Below are 18,113 nucleotides of genomic sequence, written 5' to 3'. Positions count from 1 at the left end.
GAGGGGCGTCTGTCCGGTGTCTCACGCTCCATGTAATGCCTGCTTTCTCCTACCGGAGGGAAGGCCTAATTTTATTTCCTGTTCTGGGAGGTTGATATTTCAGGGGGTGGCCGGTGGTTGTCCCGCCAGAATACGTGTCACATCATCATCCGTCAGGGCGTAACGGAAAAACTGCGTGTAGAATGTTTTCAGGTCCTGACGCAGATCAATATCTTTGAACAGGTTGGGCTGAATATGCTGTGCGGCCCATTCAAGCTGGAGCAGGACTTCACACCCGTAACGGTCCCACGGGAACACGCCCTGCGGGTTTGTCCAGACCTTGCCTTGCCGGAAGGCGGTGAGGGTGCGCAGGGGAGAGTCCGCAGCAAGTGGCCCCGCATTGGCCCCGATCATGATCATGTCCGGGTTCCATGCGGCAATCTGCTCAAAGGTGACGGGCCGATGGTTGCCGGAAACCTCTGCCGCCGCATTACGGCCGCCCGCTGCCTGAAGCCAAGCGTCAATCAGCGTATCTTTCCCATCAATCTGCAACGGGTTGAGGCGCGCAATATGCAGCACACGCGGGCGGGCGGACGCCGGGAGGGATGCCGTGCGTGTCTGTAGAAGATGCTGCACACCGTCCAGCTTTTCACGATACTGATGCGCGATCAGGTGGGCGTATGGTGTGGCCAGCGCATCGGCTGTCATATCCACGGAGGTGAGCATCTGCGGCAACGTGATATAATGGGCATCGAGCGTGGGTAGGCCGGTTCGGCGCAGTTCTTCCGCTTTGGCGTGGGTGGGCACAAAGACCAGCCCGATCTGGCGGCTTAGCAGGTCTTCCGGGTTGGCGCTTTCTGGGCGGATGCCGGTTTCCGCCGTATGCAGCACGGGCGCAATTTTAAACAGCCATGGTAGATCAACGGGTTTATCAGCCGTCACTTTGATGCGCTCCGCCCCGCCCAGCATGACGGTAATTTCGTTATGGGCAAACCAAAGATCCGCAATGCGGGCTGCACTCTTGTCCAGCGCAACGCTGGTGCCACTCATATCCGTAACCATGCGTGGATAAACCGGGATATTGTTGATAGTCGGCATGGTGGCCACGGCCTGTGCGACAACGTGTGCGCCGGGGCTCTCCGCCGGGTGTTTTGCTGCCGCTGTATTCTGCGCTGCGGCGTGCTGGGGCAGGACCAGAGGCGTGACCACCCCGGCACCCAGCAGGGTGAGCAGGACGGATGTGGAGCAGAGCAGTCCGCTACGGGGCATGAAAGAGCGCATGAGATATTCCAGCGTGATGGTATTATATACGTTAAAATATAGCGAGTGCCGTTGCAAGTGGACGGCTTTCTGGACAGAAAAAGGACAGACCTGTGCGACAGCATAAAGTGATGCTGGGAGATAAGGTGCTCTATCAGGCGGCCCAGCTCAGCCACGCGGAACGCTTTGCCGCAGCGCGACGGGCGGAGGGTATTCCTTGCCATGTGGTGCCGGATACAACACCCAAACCGATCCGGGAACAGCAGATCAATCCGCTTACAGGCCAGCCGCGCAGGCGTGGGCGGGTGCGTTAAGCGTCAGACGATAACCGTGCGATTGCGCCGCCATGCGTCTTCCAATGCGTCTGCCGGGTCCTGATGCGCGTCACTCCACGCGCCTTCGGTGTTTTCCGGGGCATGGATTGTGGCGCGCCATGTGGCGGTACCGGCCGCACGTTCAATCCGCACGGCCCATGAGGGTGGAATGCGCGAGAGTAACCGGTCCATCTTCTGCCCGGAGGTCAACGGTTTTGCGTAATTATGGCCCATGATACAGGTCCTTTTGTCTCAAGAGCGTGTCTCAAAAATCGCCTGAAGTCGACCGGGTCTGGTGATTGGGGTCTGACTGTGCTGTCTTTTGCCCCTAATGCTCCGAGCTTCGGTGCCCCGACGTTCTGACATGGCGGAGGCAAATTTGCCTGTTCAGTCACAACCACGCCATGCCAATCGTGCCTCTAACTTTTAAAACAGTCTATGACAGTCAGGTTGTTTTCAGATAGGACAGAATTTCCGCAATGGTATCCGCCGGTCGGGCATCAGCGGAAAGGGCGAGGGCGCATTCATCAGCCCCCGGTACTTCCAGCGTCTGCAACTGGCTGGGCAGCAGGGTAGGGGGCATGTAATGGCCCGTCCGGTTCTGCAACCGTTCCAGCAAGACGGATTCCGTGGTGTGCAGATAAAGGAAGATCGGGTTCAGCCCACCTTTGCGCAGTGCGTCCCGGTAGGCATGTTTCAGCGCGGAGCAGGTGAGAATGCCGCCGGTGCCAGTCTGCTCGCAATGGGCCAGCCATTCCTGACAGCGCGCCAGCCAAGGCCAGCGGTCGTCATCCGTCAGCGGAATGCCTGCGGCCATTTTGGCGACGTTTGCTGGGGGGTGCAGGTCATCCCCTTCCTGAAACGGCCAGCCCAGTTCATTCCGTAGGCCTACCGCAAGGGTGCTCTTGCCTGAGCCCGAAACACCCATCAGGATCAGTAATCGTTTTCTGATCCCTGCCGCCACCGGCTGCGCGGGCATTACGGTCTGGGTGTTGTCATGGCCACTCGGTGCTATTGCCTGAGTCGCAGTTCGTGAAGGATCATGCGTTGAGGCGGCATTCAGTTCTTCGGCGTGGGGGTGAGTAATGACTCGAATACCGTCTGCCCCGGCGGTTATGGTCTGCGTCGCCATGCCGATAAATAGTCCGTGTTCCACGACGCCGACCAGACTATGGATGGCGGCTCCCAGCGCATGCGGGTCTTCAATCGGGCCGAAGACACAGTCCAGAATCAGGTTTTTTTCATCCGTCAGATAGAAAGACCCGTCCCGTACCTTGCGTGGTGTGACATGCGCGCCAAGCTGGCCGAGCCTGACGGCCACGTTTTCCCAGCCAAAAGGGATGACTTCCACCGGCACCGGGCACAGCGTGCCCAGATGGTCAACATATTTGCTGTCGTCTGCCACAATCACGAGCTGCTTTGCGGCGGACGCCACGATTTTCTCCCGCAGCAGGGCACCGCCCCGGCCTTTGACGAGGTTGAGCGTGCGCGGCTCAATTTCATCCGCGCCGTCAATGGTGATGTCCAGTTCCGGGTGAGCGCCAAAGGTGGTCAGCGGGATCCCTTCTTCCCGCGCCTGCGCTTCTGTCGCATTGGAGGTCGGAATGGCGCAGATTTTCAGCCCTTCTTCCCGCACGCGGCGGCCCAGTTCCGCCACGACAAAAAATGCCGTGGAGCCGGTTCCAAGTCCGACAACCATGCCATCCCGCACAAGGGCTGCGGCCTTGATGGCGGCCTGCTGTTTCAGGTTGGCGATGGGGTCTGGCTGGGTGCCGGTCATGGTGTTTCCCTTGTTCTTGTTTCTTGTCTGTCGGGTTTTCTTGTCTGGCAGATTTGGCGGTGTTTTACTGACCTGCCTTTACTGCTCCGCCTTTTACTGGTCCGCCGGGGCGGCATCTCGGTCCAGCACCCAGGTCAGTTCCCCCATGGCGGTAATGGCGCTGGCCGGACAGGCCGGGTCCTGCGCACGGACTTTGGCGACGGTCTCCCGCTTGGACGCGCCTTCCACCAGAAAAATCACATGGCGGCTGGCGTCAATGGCCGGATAGGTCATAGTCAGGCGGGTGTAGGGGGCCACGGGCGGGACACAGGTGGAGACCCATGCCGTCTGTTCCTTCAGCACCGGCTGGCCGGGGAAAAGGGAGGCCGTATGGCCATCGCTGCCCAGCCCCAGCAGATTGACATCAAAGAGCGGTCGGCCGGGCTGAAGCGTATCCGCACCGTAAAAAGCCTTCATTTCAGCCTCATAGGCCTTGGCTGCCTCTTCCGCCGTGTCTGCTGTGGGAATGAGATGCACGTTCTCGGCAGATACCGGCACGCGGGAGAACAGTAGGCGGTGGAGCATGCCGGAATTGCTGTCTGCATGGTCATGCGCCAGAAAGCGGTCATCCCCCAGAAAGAACTGCATCCGCGCCCACGGAAAACGGCTGGCGTAGGGTTCGGACGCCATCATGCTGTACAGCAGTTGCGGCGTGCTACCGCCAGAAAGGGCGATGCTGAACGGGCCGTTCTGTTTGGCCAGAGCTTCCTGCAACAGCCAGTCGGCCAGATGGCGGGAGGCGGCGGCTTTGTCTGCAAAAACGGAGACTTTGCCCGTGCGGGTGTTCTGTCCTGTCATGATATCAAGTCCTCTCCTGACACAAACCGCATTCAGTGCCCGGTGGAGCCGCCGGAGCCTGCGGCGGGTGTGCTGGCGGGCTGAGCATTCAGGGCGACCGCCCGTGGCAGCACAAAGGTTTCAATAGCTTTGGACCAGCCTTCATCCGTATTGGCGGCGGTTGTGAAATGGGCCTGCGCGGCCACGGAGTCAGACGCCTGCCCCATGGCGATGGATAGCCCCGCGACTTTGAACATTGGGATATCATTGTCCATATCGCCGATGCAGGCCACTTCCGAAGGGTCAATCCCGTAGAACGCGGCGAGTTCCCGCAAAGCGTTCCCTTTGTTGGCATCCAGCGGGGTGATGTCGAGAAACCACTGGCTGGACCGTGCAACGCTGGCGCGGCCTTCCAGCAGCATGCCGATTTCGGCTTCCTGCCGGGCAACGGCGTCATAATCCGCGGTGGAGCCTGTAATCTTGCCGATGCCGGACGTGGAGCCTGCAAAGCTGGATACGATATGCGGGTCCATCCGTAAGGTTTTGCGTTCCATTTCCACATAAGCCCCGGTGGGATTATCCACCAGCCATTCATGCCCACGGAACAGCCATGCATCCAGATTATGGACTTTCAGCATATCCAGCGTGTCCTGCACGGCACCGGGGTCGAGTGCAAGCTGGGAGCGCACCGTGCGATCCGCGTTCAGGATCGTGCCGCCATTCAGCGCGCCATAGGGCGTGTGCAGGCCCAGAACGTCAAAATACATTTCAATGCCACTCGGCGGCCGGCTGCTGACAAGACAGAGCGGAATACCCGCATCCTTCAGCGCCTGCACGGCGGCGAGTGTGTGGTGCGTAACCTGCTTTTCAGGCGTCAGCAGGGTGCCATCCATGTCTGACACCACCAGCCTGATACGAGAGGATGGGGGCGCAAGAGCTGCGTGAAGGGCGTTATCGGTAACCGTCATAACCGTCATGCTGCGTTTGCGCTCCCTGTGGCGTCAGCGTTTTAAAATACGGGCTGAGCGAGTGTGTCAAAAGTCGCCCAAGGGCGGGGCTGGCATGTTTTGTGCGTCTGAACAGAGTGCAGTCTGGCCCTAATGCCACGGCACCGAGGGTGCAAAACTGCCTATTCAGAGCAAAAAATACTCTGCCAGACCGTTACTCAGACCGTCTGGAACACTCTCTTACTCTTTGGTTTCAACATGCCCACCAAAGCCATAGCGCATGGCGGAGAGCACTTTTTCTGCAAACGTATTGCCAGAGCGGGACCGGAAGCGGGTGAAAAGAGCGGCCGTCATGACCGGGACGGGCACGGCTTCTTCAATCGCGGCTTCAATGGTCCAGCGGCCTTCCCCGGAGTCACTGACTTCTCCGGAGAATTCGGAGAGGGATTCGTTTTTGGTCATGGCCTGCGCCGTCAGGTCCAGCAGCCATGAGGACACCACGCTGCCGCGCCGCCAGACTTCCGCAATATCCGCCATATTGAGCGAGAAGCGTTCCTCTTCCGGCAGCAGCGGGGAGTCCTTGCGGTACATCACGTCAAAGCCTTCGGCAAAGGCCTGCATCATGCCGTATTCAATGCCGTTATGGACCATTTTGACAAAATGGCCGGAGCCTGCCGGGCCGCAATACAGGTAACCCTGCTCGGCGCGCGGGTCCACACCCTCCCGGTCACGGCCGGGGGTGCGGGGGATATCGCCAATACCGGGGGCAAGGGCGGACAAAATGGGGTCGATATGCTCAGCCGCCGCTTTCGCTCCGCCGTACATCATGCAGTAGCCGCGTTCTAGCCCCCACACGCCGCCAGATGTGCCGACATCAACATAATCAATGCCTTTTTCAGCCAGCGTTTTGGCACGGCGGATATCATCTTTGTAGTAGGTGTTCCCCCCGTCAATCACGATATCGCCGCGCTGCATCACGCCCGCGAGTGACATTACGGTTTCTTCCGTAATCTCGCCTGCCGGAAGCATGGACCAGACAATCCGTTTCGGGCCTTTCAGCTTGCTCACCACATCCGCAAGACTGCTGGCACCGACTGCATGCCCAGCTTCCGCGCGGGAGACCACTTTTTCAACTGTTGCGGAGTCACGGTCATACACCACCACGTCATGCCCATGCCGTGTGAGGCGGACGGCAATGTTGCCGCCCATTCTGCCAAGTCCGACGATGCCGATCTGCATACTCAGTTTTCCTTATCGTTTCTTATCGTGTCTGACGTGCGGGGTTCTTACAGCGCACCGTGCAGAGCGGTCGCTAGAGCAGCCAGCCCGTCTTTCAGAGAGCCATGGATATGCACGCGCAGGGCACGGCGGCCGCGTTCAGCCAGCACATCAAAATCCCCACGCGCCTGTGCGGCCTTCACCACGCCAAAGCTGTAATTGGCGCCCGGTACCGGCAGATCCTTCGCATCATCCGCCGTAATTTGCAGGAAAACGCCCGTGTCCGGGCCGCCTTTGTAGGCCTGCCCTGTGGAGTGCAGGAAGCGCGGACCAAATTCCGCTGCCGTGGCAATGGTTTTAGCATCGCGGATTTTCAGCCGTGTGTGCTGAATCCATTCCATCGTGGCGCGGTCCCGCTCGATATAGGCCAGCAGGCCGACATAATCGCCCGCTTTCACGCGGTTGAAATGGGCTTTCAGGATAGCTTCCGCGCTATCGCCTTTCAGGGCTTTCGCGTTGGCCGGGTCCGCAAAGAAGGAGAAAGAGCCGTGCTGCGCAAAAGGCTGTTCCGCAGGCAGTTTGCCGGTCTGGTTATAGGCATCCGTCAGCTTGCGGGTTTCCACCTTGCTGGCTTCCACATCCGGCTGATCGAACGGATCAATCCCCAGAAACGCCCCGGCCACAGCCGTTGCAATTTCCCAACGGAAGAATTCCTGCGCAATCTGGCGCTTGCTGTGCAGATTGATGGTGATAACCGGCTGCCCGGCGTCAATCAGCGTGGCAATGGCTTCATCTTGCTCATGCCGATGCTCGGGCACCAGACGCAGGTAAACAAACAGGCGGTCGGTGCCGTAGCGTTTCGGGCCGCCGAGTGTTTCATCATCAATCGGGATAATGCCCTTACCGTGCTTGCCGGTGGACTCAGCAATGAGCTGCTCCATCCATGCGCCGAAATCGGCAATCTGCGGCGTGGCGACAATGGTCAGCTTGTCCCGCCCGAACTGTGTTGCAGCAACCCCCATGATGGTGCCTAGCATCACGCCGGGGTTGAGGGCTGGCGGCACGCTGGCGTCACTCATGCGCACGCCGCGCAGGGCGTCTTCCAGAAATAGCTTCAGCGGCAGGCCAGCGGCGGCGGCGGGCACCATGCCGAAGTTGGACAGAACGGAATAGCGGCCGCCAATTTTCGGGTCGCCTGCAAAAATCTTCCAGAAACCGTCTTTTTTCGCCTGTGCTTCCAGCTTGGAGCCGGGGTCCGTAATGGCCACAAAATGGGAGCCAGCCTTCTCACCCAGCGCGCGTTTGGCGAGGTCATGGAAATACGCCAGCATAATGTTCGGCTCAAGCGTGCCGCCGGATTTGGAGGCGACGATGAACAGCGTGTTGGCCGGATCAATCTTCTTTTCAAATGTGGCAACCTGCTGCGGGTCCGTGCTGTCCAGCACGTACAGGTGGCCAAAGCCTTCATGCTTGCCAAAGGTCATGGCCAGCACTTCCGGCCCAAGGCTGGAGCCACCCATGCCCATCAGCAGAACCTGATGGAAGTTGCGGGCTTTTACCTCGGCCTGAAAGCTCTCCAGTTCGGACAGGTGGGCCAGACGGTCATCCACAATAGTCAGCCAGTTCAGCCAGTCCCCTTCCGGGCCATTGGTCCAAACGGAGGCATCTTTAGCCCACAGTTTGCGGATGGTGCCGTCTTTGCGCCATGCGTCCAGACCTTTTTGCACAGCCTCTTCCAGCGGGGCAGGCAGGCTGGTTTTCATGTCCGTCAGCTTGTCCGCCAGCATGGCCTGCTGTTTGGCAGCCACGGAGCCGAGGAGGCTATCAAACGCTTCCTCAAAAGAGGTCACGCCTTCATCCACCAGTGTTGCGGTCACACCGTCCAGATCCAGCTTGAGCCGCTTGGCTTCCGCCAACACATGGCGGGCGTCTTCAAGTCCCTTCGTCAGTGTTTCAGCAACAGTGCCGTGGTCACGGAAAGCATCCATGGTCGCGGGCGGCACAGTGTTGACGGTGTGCGGGCCAATCAGGCTGTCCACATACAGAACATCGCTATAGGCCTTGTCCTTGGTGCCGGTGGAGGCCCACAGCAGGCGTTGCGGCTGGGCACCAGCGGCTTCCAAAGTTTTCCAACGCGGGGTTTTGACCATCTCCTGCCAGTAAGCGTAGGCTTCTTTGGCGTTGGCAATGGCGACCTTGCCGCGCAGGGCTTTCAGGGTTTCGGCATCCTTGTCACCCGCTTTCACGCGGCGATCAATGTCCGCGTCAATCTTGCCGTCAATGCGGCTGACGAAGAAGGACGCCACGGAAGCGACTTTGGACAGATCCCCGCCTTTTTTATGCAGGTCTTCCAGTCCGGCCAGCCATGCTTCCACCACCGCCTTGTAAGCAGACAGGGCGAAAATCAGCGTGACGTTAACATTGATGCCCGCCGCGATGGTTTCCCGAATGGCCGGGATGCTTTCCGGCGTGGCCGGAATTTTGATCATCAGGTTGGATTCAGCCACATCGGCCCACAGGCGGGCGGCCTCATGCGTTGTGCCTTTGCCGTCCCGCGCCAGATAGGGAGAGACTTCAAGGCTGACAAACCCGTCTTTTTTATGGGACGCTTCATAAACCGGAGCCAGAATATGGGCTGCGGTTTTAATGTCCCGCACGGCCAGCTTTTCATACAGCGCGCCGGGGGAGACAATCTCATGCGCCAGAACCTCACGGATCTGGGCGTCATATTCCGTGCCTTCGCCCATCGCCTTCTGAAAAATGGCGGGGTTGGAGGTCACGCCGCGCACGTCATCCTCCTGCACAAGGCGGGTCAGAGAGCCGTCTTCAACAAAGGAGCGGCGAATGAAGTCAAACCATGGGGATTGCTGCACAGCGGCAAGATCCCGCAGCGGATTGGCACCTTTGTGTGAAGAAGCAGTCATCACGAATGTCCTTTAATCTGTATGCTGCCCCGCCTGAATAGCGGGGCGGAGCAGCCTAGAAGCCTCTGATACGGGTAGAAAACTGCGCTGTTAACGCGCCTGACGGCGCGCCGCTTCCAGCACGGCTTCCGGCGTAAAGCCAAATTTTTTCGCCAGCAGACCTGCGGGCGCAGAAGCCCCGAAGCCACGCATAGCAATAATCTCACCCGTCGGGCCGGCATAGCGGTCCCAGCCGATGGGGGAGGCCGCTTCAATCGTCACGCGGCCTGTAATGGAGGGCGGTAGCACCGTATCACGGTAAGAATATGGCTGGGCTTCAAACACTTCCCAGCTTGGCATGGAAACCACGCGGGCGGGAATGCCCTCGCTGGTCAGGGCTTCATAGGCGAAAACCGCGAGAGCCAGTTCACTGCCGGAGGCAATCAGGATCACCTTAGGCGTTTCCGTGCTGTCGGCCAGAATATAGCCGCCCTTGGCCACGCCGGAGGCGGGAGCAAAGCGGTTGCGGTCTAGTGTTGGTAGGTCCTGACGGCTGAGGGCCAGCGCTACCGGGCCGTCCTGTTTGGCAATCAGATAACGCCAGACTTCGGCCACTTCGTTCGCATCGCCGGGGCGGAAAGTCGTCATGCCCGGTGTGGCGCGGAGCTGGACGAGCTGTTCAATCGGCTGATGTGTTGGCCCGTCTTCCCCCACGCCAATGGAATCATGCGTGAAGATGTAGGTGACGGGAAGGTGCATCAGCGCGGAAAGCCGGATGGGGGCTTTCATGTAATCGGAGAAGATGAGGAACCCGGCGCAGAAGGGGCGCAGGCCATACAGCGCCATGCCGTTGACAATGGCGCCCATGGCATGTTCACGCACCCCGAAATGGAAGTTGCGGCCTGAATAAGACCCACCCCATGCGGCGGGCTGGAAGCTTTCTTCGCCCTTCAGCAGGGTCTTGGTGGAGGGGGCGAGGTCAGCCGAGCCGCCCAGCAGCCACGGCAGACGGCCTGCGACGGCATTTAGCACCTCGCCAGAACTGGCGCGGGAGGCAATGCCTTTTGCATTGGCGTCATAAACAGGGATCTGCGCATCCCAGCCTTCAGGCAGGGTGCCGTTCAGGATAGCATCCAGTTCAGCCGCCAGTTCCGGGTGAGCGGTGTGATACTCAGCAAACAGCTTGTCCCACGCGGCGCGGGCTTTGGCGCCACGAGCGCCCATGCCGTCCTGCATGTGGGCCTGCACACCATCCGGCACATAGAAGCTGCGGTCTTCCGGCCAGCCATAGGCTTTTTTGGTTTCACGGATTTCTTCCGCGCCCAGCGGTTCACCATGTGCAGCGGCGGTGCCCGCCTTATGCGGGGCACCCCATGCAATCACGGAATGGACCACAATAAAGGTGGGGCGTTCCGTCTCGGCTTTGGCCTGTGCCAGCAGGTCTTTCAGGGCGGCGGTGTCGTTCGCGTCCTTCAGTTCCAACACCTGCCAGCCATAGGCGGCAAAGCGGGCGGCGACATTTTCTGTCAGCGCGATATCGGTCGAGCCTTCAATGGAGATGCGGTTGGCATCATACATCCAGACCAGATTGCCTAGCTTAAGGTGGCCTGCGGTGGAGGCGGCCTCGCTGGAGATGCCTTCCATCATGTCACCATCGCCACACAGCGTGTAAACATGGTGGTTGAACAGCTCGAAACCCGGCTTGTTGAAACGCGCGGCCAGCCATTTTTCCGCCATCGCCATGCCAACGGAGTTACCACAGCCCTGCCCGAGCGGGCCGGTGGTCGTTTCAACACCGGAGGTGTGACCATATTCCGGGTGGCCGGGCGTTTTGGAATCAAGCTGGCGGAACTGCTCAAGGTCAGCCAGTGTCAGAGCGGGCTCATTGGTCACTTTGCCGTTCTTCACCAGCCGGACACCGGCCAGATAGATCAGCGAATAGATCAGCATGGACGCATGGCCGATAGACAGCACAAAGCGGTCCCGGTTGGGCCAGAGCGGGTCTGCCGGGTCGTAATTCAGAACGTCCTGCCACAGCGTATAGGCAACTGGTGCCAGCGCCATGGCCGTGCCGGGGTGGCCGGAATTAGCTTTCTGGACCCCATCCATAGAGAGTGTGCGGATGGTGTTGATGCACAGGTTATCGAGGCTGGATGTCCCCCCGGCTTCCAGATTGTTTGGTGCGTGAAGAGGAGTGGGAGAAGAAGCACACATGCAAACCTAATCCTTCAGAATGGACGTTTTGTTCTGGCCCGGTGGGAGCACGCAGCCGGAAACCCGGCCGGGTCGGGGGAAATACAATCACACGGTCCGACCGTAATGAGCAAGAGAGCTGATGCGAGACCCTGCCTCTTCCGTGTGGGTGAGGAGCTGTTATTCTATCACGCAACGCAATCCGCAGGGTGCAGGCTGCCTGAAAGACACCAATAATTTCGTTTTTGAGAGAAATAACACCGCTTGAAACGGGCAGTGTTGTTTTGATGGTTGAACGGATAGCGTTTTGTTTTTTCGTGGGTTTGGCGGGTAAATCGGCCATTAAAGAGCGCGCGTAAGTAGCGGTCATCACTTGCTCGTGAGACTCCTGATTGGCCGTCGATCGGCCTGCGCCAGATATGCCTTACGCTCTTTATTGGCGCTCTTTGCTTGCAGGCTGAACCCTCTCTGCGCAGCCTCTCCTAAAAGTCAGCCGTGGCACGGGCAGGAAACGCTGCACAGGGCGGGCCGTTTGCACTATAGAGTGTGACTGCTTATGTCAGATGTATGAATTTCACCGGAGGTCGAGCATGACACAGGTTTCTTCTCAGGACCCGCGTTCTCAGGGTGCCCAGACCCCGGGAGCCGGCGCATTGAGTGATTTTACGCAGGCGCAGGTTGAAGCCCTGTTTGTCAACGCCGCGCGAGAAGGGGAGGCCGATCTGCTCTCCAGCTTTCTGGATGCCGGGATGGACCCCAATTTGCGGGCGGAAAAAGGCTACACCCCGCTCATTCTGGCCTCCTATAACGACCATAAGGAGGCTGTCAGCACACTCCTGATGCGTGGCGCGTTGCCTGACCTTCAGGATGAAAAAGGAGCGACCGCACTGGCTGGTGTGGCGTTCAAGGGGTTTATGCCTATTGCACATATGCTGTTGGAAGCAGGAGCAAAGGTTGATGTGCCTAACGCCGTAGGCCGCACACCGCTGATGTTTGCCGTTATGTTCGGGCGGGATGATATGGCAAAACTCCTGCTCAAGGCGGGGGCCAGCCCCACCTGCCGGGACGGAGAAGGGCTGAACGCGCTGGATCTTGCCCAGAGGCAGGGCAACGCGGCATTGGTGGCGCTTATAAAAGAGCAGAACGCCGGGCAGGGCTGACGGCAGGCAGGCTTTTCAGGCGGAAACGCATCGGTTAGGGGTGAAGGCAGTCCATTCGGGCTACCTTTTCTTTTTGCGGATGTTTCAGCCATGAGCCGTTTCTGGAGCCCTCTTGTCCATCGCCTGACGCCCTACGTGCCGGGTGAGCAGCCCAAAATGGCAGACCTCATCAAGCTGAACACCAACGAATCCCCTTACGGCCCGTCCCCTCGCGCTCTGGACGCCATGAGGGCCGCGGCGGATAACAGTATGCGTCTGTATCCAGACCCGGAAGCGACCCGCCTGCGCACGGTGCTGGCGGAGCGCGTGGGGCTGAAGGCGGAAAACGTGTTTGTCGGCAATGGCTCGGATGAAGTGCTGGCCCATGCCTTTCAGGCCTTTTTCGCGCATGGCGAGCCCATTCTGTTTCCGGATGTCACCTATAGTTTTTATAAGGTTTATTGCGGTCTGTATAATCTGCCCTATCGCCTCGTGCCGCTGAACGCGGAGATGGCGATTGATGTGGTGGATTATACCGGCCCGTGCAGCGGCGTGGTGCTGGCCAATCCCAATGCTCCCACCGGCATTGCGCTGGATCTGGCCACAATCCGCCGTCTGCTGGACGCCCACCCGGACCGCGTAGTGCTGGTGGATGAAGCCTATGTGGATTTCGGCGCGGAGAGTGCTGTCGCACTGGTGAAAGACTATCCGAATCTGCTGGTAGTGCAGACCTTCTCCAAATCCCGCGCGCTGGCCGGGGCGCGCGTGGGATTTGCTTTTGCTCAGCCAGAGCTGATTGAAGGTCTGACGCGGGTGAAAGACAGCTTCAATTCCTACCCGTTGGACCGCATTGCGCTGGCCGGGGCGACGGCTGCGGCGGAGGATGAGGAGTGGTTTCTGGAGAGTGTGGAAAAGGTAATGGCCACGCGCAAAATCCTGTCCACAAAGCTTGCGGAACTGGGCTTCAAGGTCTTGCCATCACAGGCTAATTTTGTGTATATTCACCATGCTGACCGCGATGCTGCGGCCTTGGCGGCAACCCTGCGGGAACGCGCCATTATCGTCCGGCATCTGCGCGGTGTACGCACATCCTCGTGGCTGCGGATCACGGTTGGGACGGACCAGCAGAGCGAGATGCTTCTCTCCGCCCTGCGGGAGTGTCTTCTCCACAACCGCTGAATGCGGTGGTCCGGCTGGCTTGAACCCGCCGACTAGGTTTTGTGCGTACCTTACATGAAAAAACAGTGTTTTCCCCGCCAGTCCGGCCTTAACCCGGTGGCGGGCGTGTGTCTGTGTGCTCTGGCAGCCTGATGGCTGCTGAAGGGCTGTTACAATATTAAGGGAGTAAACCCATGCGTGCCTTTCATGGTCAGATGTCAGACAACCAGCCTATCCGCCGTAGCCTGCAGGAAAAGCAGAAGCAGCTTCGGGACCTGAAGGAAACGCTGGCCGCAATGAAATCTCATACGTCTCCGGCTCTGCGGGAAAGCGTGCGGAAACGGATTGCCCAGCTTGAGGCGGAAGTGACGGCGGCCCCCGCCCTTAAGCCGGGCAACAAACCCGCGGCTGCGCCTCGGGCTGGTGGGGATGCGCGTCGTCCCGCCCGCCCGATGCGCCCGCGTTAAAACGGAGGCAAGAACAGAGCCTTGGTCCTGTAAGCCTGCTGTGATATGAAGCGGACCAGTTTGCGGCGACCGGTCGTGGACAGTGCGCTTCCTTACGGGACAGGTAACGATCGCCCTTTTCGGGAAACAGGGAGTTCAATGATGGCCGGAACAGCCTCATCCACTTTACCTGAGCCAATCTCGGAAGGGGGAACGCTCCTGCGTGATGGCCTGATCTGGGCCATTTTCTGTCGCCCGGGGCATGAGCCGGTTGAACTGGAACGCAGTGTTGTCACCCAACGTCTGCTAACCGGCGCTTTTCCGCCAGAACTGGCGGAAACAGACGGGTGGGCATGGTTTCACTTTGATATTGTCCACACGCTTTCTCGTACACAGATTGAAAGCATTCCTTCTCTGCCGGAAGAAGTGCGGCAGGTGTTGACCAATCTGGAGCGCAGTATCCGTCTGGATAGTGAGGACGAGACAGTGTTTGGCGCACTGCCTGCCTTTGATGATACCACGACGGATGATGACCGTAATGTCAGCACATGGCGATTTGCGCTCCAGCCCGATCTGCTGGTGACAACCCGTCGGCACCCGATTCCAGCCCTTGGCGTGGTGTTTCATGAACTCCGGCGCAGGTTGGTGCCGCGCTCTCCCGCCTATTTGGTCGACCGTGCCCTGCTAGAATTTGCCGATACTCTGCGACGGGACTTCGCCCGGCTGGATGATCAGTTGGACCGTGCGGAAGATGTCCTGCTGATGCTGGACCGGGATACTGATCTGGGCCGCATGAGCGGTCTACTCGGCCTTGTGCGCCGTCGGTCCACGGAACTGCGCCGTGTTCTGGCTCCGGTGGATCGTCTTTTTCATGATGAGGAACTGGAACTGCCGGAATGGGCGGAGGATGACCTGCGTGACCGTTCCCAACGGCAGGTTCACGCCGCGCTGGATGACCTTCTCGCCTTGCAGGACCGCGCGCGCTCCCTGCAGGATGAACTAACGTCCAATCAGGCGGAAGAAACCAACCATCGGCTGTATATCGTGTCCCTTGGTACAACGCTGATGCTCCCTGCCACCTTTGTCACCGGTTTTTTCGGCATGAATACCGGCGGTATGTTTCTGACCAATGGATCATGGGGCACGGTGGAGGCCGGGGGGCTGTGCTTTGCCATCATGTTGGGAACATGGGTGCTGCTTAAGTTCACCCGTCTGCTGTAAGAGACAGCTTTGCGTTCCGCAGGTGAGAGCTTCTGCGACATCGTTTCCCTGTTTGTGTTCTTCGCAGGTTTATAAGGCGATGCCGTAGAGCTATAGGATCGGGCAACAGGAGCAGTCATGCCCGTATCAGAACCCGAACCCGCATGATCCGGGGGAAGGGGCGGAGAAATGATATAGGTTTTTAGATTTTCTTCTTGCGAAGAAAAAAGCTCATGCGATCACAAAACCAGACCATGAAGCATCCTCCCAAAGCTCCAGCGATCTCGGCAATATAGGGATAAGTATGCATGGGCGCTTCTAATATTTTATAGAATAAAATTCCAAAAAGCGCTGGAAGAAAAGCCTGTTTAATCATTTTACCGTCTCTTTTATGATAGGGGGGCAGACGTTTGGAATACGCATAATTTTGGCGTGTTTGGCGTCTTTACGTTTTCAGCGTCGTTGGCAGGCATGGTCAGGTCTTTGGTGATGTTTCCCAACGGCTGAAAAGAGCGCCAGATCGGTCAGACGGGGGCAAACCGCAACAGGCTGGCGCTCTAGAAGGCTGGTGGCTGGGCTATTGAATGCCAAAAGAGCTGCGCTGTCTATTTCTCTAAAGCGGAAGCCCTAATTGACAGACTGTTGACAGCCCATTGAAAACACAACGCATTTCCTGACATGAGGCTGGGTGATGCAAGATCGGTACGATTAAGGTTTTGTGAAATCCACTGTCAGGGCGATGAAAAAAGTACAAAATTGGTCTTAATGCGGAACAGTGTAACACAGGTACTGGTTTCCATGCTTCATTTTGCCCCGTATTCGGTGCTTTCCCTCCTGACGTTGGCCACATGCTTTCTGCTGGTCTGCGTTTTTGAATTTGTAAACGGCTTTCATGACACCGCCAACGCGGTGGCGACAGTCATTTACACCCATTCCCTCAAACCGCGCGTGGCCGTTATCTGGTCCGGCCTAATGAACTTTATCGGTGTGCTGGCGGGCGGTATCAGCGTGGCCTACGGGCTGGTGGAACTGCTGCCTGCGGACGTGCTGTCTCCTCCCAATGGAGACCCGGCCATCCCGATGCTGATCTCTCTGTTCGGCACGGCGCTGGCATGGAACCTGTTTACTTGGTGGTTCGGGATTCCCAACTCCAGCTCTCACTGCGTTATTGGCGCTCTGATTGGCGTGGCCATTGGCGATGCCTTCCTGCACACACGCGGACTGGGCAATAGTGTGGACTGGTCCCAGATCTGGAAAGTGCTACGCGCTCTGGCCATTTCTCCGATTCTGGGGCTGATCGGGGCCGGTGGCCTGTATTTCATCATGAAGCATGTGGTGAAGGACCCGGAACTCTACCAGCCGCCGCAGGGTGAAAAGCCCCCGCATGGCTGGGTGCGTGGCCTGTTGATCCTGACCTGCACTGGGGTCAGCTTCTCTCACGGCAGCAACGATGGCCAGAAGAGTATCGGCCTGATTATGCTGACCATTATCGGCATTCTGCCCGCCACGTTTGCGCTTAGCCCGGAAGCAGGCTCCCACATCCCGCACGTGGCCCCACAGGCCATTATCGCAGCCCCGCTGCTGCAACAGTATGATCATGACGGCCTGCGTGCGGAAGCTCTGGAGTCTGTCCAGCGCCTGCAGGCGACTGACCCCGAAAAGATTGTAGCTTCTCAGCTTCGCGCAGATATTTATGAAGTTCTGGCGGGTCTGAAATCCGTGGCTTCCAGTGAGCAGGCTTCCGCGGCGGAGAAGAAAACCGCCAAAGATATCGGTGCCAGCCTGCGCCCGACAGTGGAATATGCCCCTTGGTGGGTGCGTCTGCTCAGTGCTCTGTGCCTCGGTATCGGCACCATGGTCGGCTATAAACGCATTGTGCATACGCTGGGTGAAAAGATCGGCAACACGCATCTTACCCCTGCGCAGGGAGCTTCTGCCGAACTGGTGGGTGCGGGCCTGATTGCCACGGCGGGTTATACCGGCCTGCCGGTTTCCACCACGCACATCATTACGGCAGGTATCGCCGGGACCATGCTGGGCTCAGGCAGCGGGATCAACCCGAAGATGCTGACCAAAATTGCTCTGGCATGGATTTTCACTCTGCCGATCACCATCCTGATCGCAGCGACACTCTTTTACGTTATCAGCATGTAAAACCCGAACTCTCTGCTTGTGCCAGACGCGCACGGGCAGGGGCGTTTCGTTCAGCGTGGCTGAGGTTTTTTGAAGGGCGGATAGGCAGATCCTCTGCATGTCCGCCCTTTTTATTGCGCGTGAAGCACGTTTCTCAAACTACGTATCCCGGGTTCAGACTACGTCCCGCGGGGAGCCAGCAGAATCAGGGTTGCGCCCGCCAGACAGACCAGCGCGCCCAGAAGCTCCCATCTGTCCGGCGAGCGGCCTTCCACCACGCGCATCCAGATCAATGATGCCGTGATATAGACGCCCCCATAGGCTGCATAAGCCCGCCCTGCGGAGTCCGACTCAATGCGGGTCAGCAGCAGGGCGAACAGACAGAGGCTGGCAAGACCGGGCAGCAGCAGCCATGCGGAGCGATGGTCCTTCAGCCATAGCCAGACGGCGAAACATCCGGCAATTTCCGCAAAGCCTGCGGCCAGATAGATCAGGAGAGGTTTGAGCAAAAGCATGGCTTCATACTTCCAAAATAGGTCAGTCTGAACACGCAGGCAGCTTTACAAAGCGGTTGTGCTGGCCGCAATCACCCGATGCGATGCGATGCGATGCGATGCGATGCGATGC

16 protein-coding genes and 1 pseudogene are annotated in these 18,113 nt (G+C 58.7%); 6 read left to right on the top strand and 11 right to left on the bottom strand.

Annotated elements, in window-relative coordinates:
• Positions 1–99: 99 nt before the first annotated feature.
• Entirely contained in the window at positions 100–1,260 is a 1,161-nt protein-coding gene (locus AD949_RS03670) for a TroA family protein (protein WP_082064761.1), read from the bottom strand.
• A gap of 92 nt (positions 1,261–1,352) precedes the next feature.
• Here AD949_RS03670 and AD949_RS03665 point away from each other — a divergent pair, with 92 nt between their 5' ends.
• Positions 1,353–1,553: a hypothetical protein gene (locus tag AD949_RS03665; RefSeq protein ID WP_174766790.1), complete on the top strand. Its 201-nt coding sequence runs from the start codon at positions 1,353–1,355 to the stop codon at positions 1,551–1,553.
• A gap of 3 nt (positions 1,554–1,556) precedes the next feature.
• Here AD949_RS03665 and AD949_RS03660 read toward each other — a convergent pair whose 3' ends face one another.
• The 8 genes and pseudogenes from AD949_RS03660 to tkt all read right to left on the bottom strand — a co-directional run bounded on the left by AD949_RS03660 (position 1,557) and on the right by tkt (position 11,431).
• Positions 1,557–1,787, bottom strand: coding sequence for a hypothetical protein (locus AD949_RS03660; RefSeq protein WP_048836208.1), 231 nt, complete (start codon positions 1,785–1,787; stop codon positions 1,557–1,559).
• Between the two features lie 211 nt (positions 1,788–1,998).
• Positions 1,999–2,532: a gluconokinase gene (locus AD949_RS13680; protein ID WP_082064763.1), complete on the bottom strand. Its 534-nt coding sequence runs from the start codon at positions 2,530–2,532 to the stop codon at positions 1,999–2,001.
• 102 nt (positions 2,533–2,634) lie between these two features.
• Positions 2,635–3,333: pseudogene (gene rpiA / locus AD949_RS03655) on the bottom strand (ribose-5-phosphate isomerase RpiA); the annotation flags it as partial.
• A 93-nt stretch (positions 3,334–3,426) separates the two neighbouring features.
• On the bottom strand, positions 3,427–4,170 hold the full coding sequence (gene pgl / locus AD949_RS03650; protein WP_048836207.1) for a 6-phosphogluconolactonase: 744 nt from the start codon (positions 4,168–4,170) through the stop codon (positions 3,427–3,429).
• Between the two features lie 32 nt (positions 4,171–4,202).
• Entirely contained in the window at positions 4,203–5,117 is a 915-nt protein-coding gene (locus AD949_RS03645; protein WP_048836224.1) for a Cof-type HAD-IIB family hydrolase, read from the bottom strand.
• Positions 5,118–5,336: 219 nt separating this feature from the next.
• The gene (gnd, locus tag AD949_RS03640; protein WP_048836206.1) at positions 5,337–6,335 is read right to left on the bottom strand and encodes a phosphogluconate dehydrogenase (NAD(+)-dependent, decarboxylating); all 999 of its coding nucleotides are present in this window, start codon (positions 6,333–6,335) and stop codon (positions 5,337–5,339) included.
• A 47-nt stretch (positions 6,336–6,382) separates the two neighbouring features.
• Positions 6,383–9,238: a bifunctional transaldolase/phosoglucose isomerase gene (locus AD949_RS03635; protein WP_048836205.1), complete on the bottom strand. Its 2,856-nt coding sequence runs from the start codon at positions 9,236–9,238 to the stop codon at positions 6,383–6,385.
• 90 nt (positions 9,239–9,328) lie between these two features.
• Entirely contained in the window at positions 9,329–11,431 is a 2,103-nt protein-coding gene (gene tkt, locus AD949_RS03630; RefSeq protein WP_048836204.1) for a transketolase, read from the bottom strand.
• 569 nt (positions 11,432–12,000) lie between these two features.
• Between tkt and AD949_RS03625 the strand changes: the two genes are divergently transcribed.
• From AD949_RS03625 to AD949_RS03610, 4 genes are all read left to right on the top strand, one after another.
• Positions 12,001–12,570: an ankyrin repeat domain-containing protein gene (locus AD949_RS03625; RefSeq protein ID WP_048836203.1), complete on the top strand. Its 570-nt coding sequence runs from the start codon at positions 12,001–12,003 to the stop codon at positions 12,568–12,570.
• A 90-nt stretch (positions 12,571–12,660) separates the two neighbouring features.
• On the top strand, positions 12,661–13,728 hold the full coding sequence (gene hisC / locus AD949_RS03620) for a histidinol-phosphate transaminase (RefSeq protein ID WP_048836202.1): 1,068 nt from the start codon (positions 12,661–12,663) through the stop codon (positions 13,726–13,728).
• 173 nt (positions 13,729–13,901) lie between these two features.
• Positions 13,902–14,174: a hypothetical protein gene (locus AD949_RS03615; protein ID WP_048836201.1), complete on the top strand. Its 273-nt coding sequence runs from the start codon at positions 13,902–13,904 to the stop codon at positions 14,172–14,174.
• A 138-nt stretch (positions 14,175–14,312) separates the two neighbouring features.
• Complete coding sequence (locus tag AD949_RS03610; RefSeq protein WP_048836200.1) at positions 14,313–15,374, top strand: CorA family divalent cation transporter; 1,062 nt, start codon at positions 14,313–14,315, stop codon at positions 15,372–15,374.
• A gap of 181 nt (positions 15,375–15,555) precedes the next feature.
• Here AD949_RS03610 and AD949_RS14020 read toward each other — a convergent pair whose 3' ends face one another.
• Positions 15,556–15,729 carry a hypothetical protein gene (locus AD949_RS14020; RefSeq protein ID WP_156475917.1) on the bottom strand — a complete coding sequence of 58 codons (174 nt, stop codon included), beginning with the start codon at positions 15,727–15,729 and terminating at the stop codon, positions 15,556–15,558.
• A 422-nt stretch (positions 15,730–16,151) separates the two neighbouring features.
• Between AD949_RS14020 and AD949_RS03605 the strand changes: the two genes are divergently transcribed.
• A complete protein-coding gene (locus AD949_RS03605; protein ID WP_048836223.1) occupies positions 16,152–17,507 on the top strand; it encodes an inorganic phosphate transporter in 1,356 nt (451 codons plus the stop codon).
• Positions 17,508–17,665: 158 nt separating this feature from the next.
• On the opposite strand, the gene AD949_RS03600 is transcribed toward AD949_RS03605, so the two are convergent.
• Positions 17,666–18,001, bottom strand: coding sequence for a YnfA family protein (locus AD949_RS03600; protein WP_048836199.1), 336 nt, complete (start codon positions 17,999–18,001; stop codon positions 17,666–17,668).
• Positions 18,002–18,113 lie beyond the last annotated feature (112 nt).

This window comes from Acetobacter orleanensis, assembly GCF_001581005.1.
Taxonomy (GTDB): domain Bacteria; phylum Pseudomonadota; class Alphaproteobacteria; order Acetobacterales; family Acetobacteraceae; genus Acetobacter; species Acetobacter orleanensis.
The sequence above is the reverse complement of the archived record's forward strand: the minus strand, read 5'-3'. Positions and strand labels throughout refer to the sequence as shown.

What these genes read in the sequence shown, in the direction of transcription:
- AD949_RS03645 (WP_048836224.1), bottom strand. Translation starts at nt 5,117, where the DNA reads ATGACGGTTACCGATAACGCCCTTCACGCAGCTCTTGCGCCCCCATCC.
- hisC (WP_048836202.1), top strand. Translation starts at nt 12,661, where the DNA reads ATGAGCCGTTTCTGGAGCCCTCTTGTCCATCGCCTGACGCCCTACGTG.
- AD949_RS13680 (WP_082064763.1), bottom strand. Translation starts at nt 2,532, where the DNA reads ATGCCCGCGCAGCCGGTGGCGGCAGGGATCAGAAAACGATTACTGATC.
- tkt (WP_048836204.1), bottom strand. Translation starts at nt 11,431, where the DNA reads ATGTGTGCTTCTTCTCCCACTCCTCTTCACGCACCAAACAATCTGGAA.
- AD949_RS03625 (WP_048836203.1), top strand. Translation starts at nt 12,001, where the DNA reads ATGACACAGGTTTCTTCTCAGGACCCGCGTTCTCAGGGTGCCCAGACC.
- AD949_RS03605 (WP_048836223.1), top strand. Translation starts at nt 16,152, where the DNA reads ATGCTTCATTTTGCCCCGTATTCGGTGCTTTCCCTCCTGACGTTGGCC.
- AD949_RS03615 (WP_048836201.1), top strand. Translation starts at nt 13,902, where the DNA reads ATGCGTGCCTTTCATGGTCAGATGTCAGACAACCAGCCTATCCGCCGT.
- AD949_RS03635 (WP_048836205.1), bottom strand. Translation starts at nt 9,238, where the DNA reads ATGACTGCTTCTTCACACAAAGGTGCCAATCCGCTGCGGGATCTTGCC.
- AD949_RS03610 (WP_048836200.1), top strand. Translation starts at nt 14,313, where the DNA reads ATGATGGCCGGAACAGCCTCATCCACTTTACCTGAGCCAATCTCGGAA.
- gnd (WP_048836206.1), bottom strand. Translation starts at nt 6,335, where the DNA reads ATGCAGATCGGCATCGTCGGACTTGGCAGAATGGGCGGCAACATTGCC.
- AD949_RS03660 (WP_048836208.1), bottom strand. Translation starts at nt 1,787, where the DNA reads ATGGGCCATAATTACGCAAAACCGTTGACCTCCGGGCAGAAGATGGAC.
- AD949_RS03670 (WP_082064761.1), bottom strand. Translation starts at nt 1,260, where the DNA reads ATGCGCTCTTTCATGCCCCGTAGCGGACTGCTCTGCTCCACATCCGTC.
- AD949_RS03600 (WP_048836199.1), bottom strand. Translation starts at nt 18,001, where the DNA reads ATGCTTTTGCTCAAACCTCTCCTGATCTATCTGGCCGCAGGCTTTGCG.
- pgl (WP_048836207.1), bottom strand. Translation starts at nt 4,170, where the DNA reads ATGACAGGACAGAACACCCGCACGGGCAAAGTCTCCGTTTTTGCAGAC.
- AD949_RS14020 (WP_156475917.1), bottom strand. Translation starts at nt 15,729, where the DNA reads ATGATTAAACAGGCTTTTCTTCCAGCGCTTTTTGGAATTTTATTCTAT.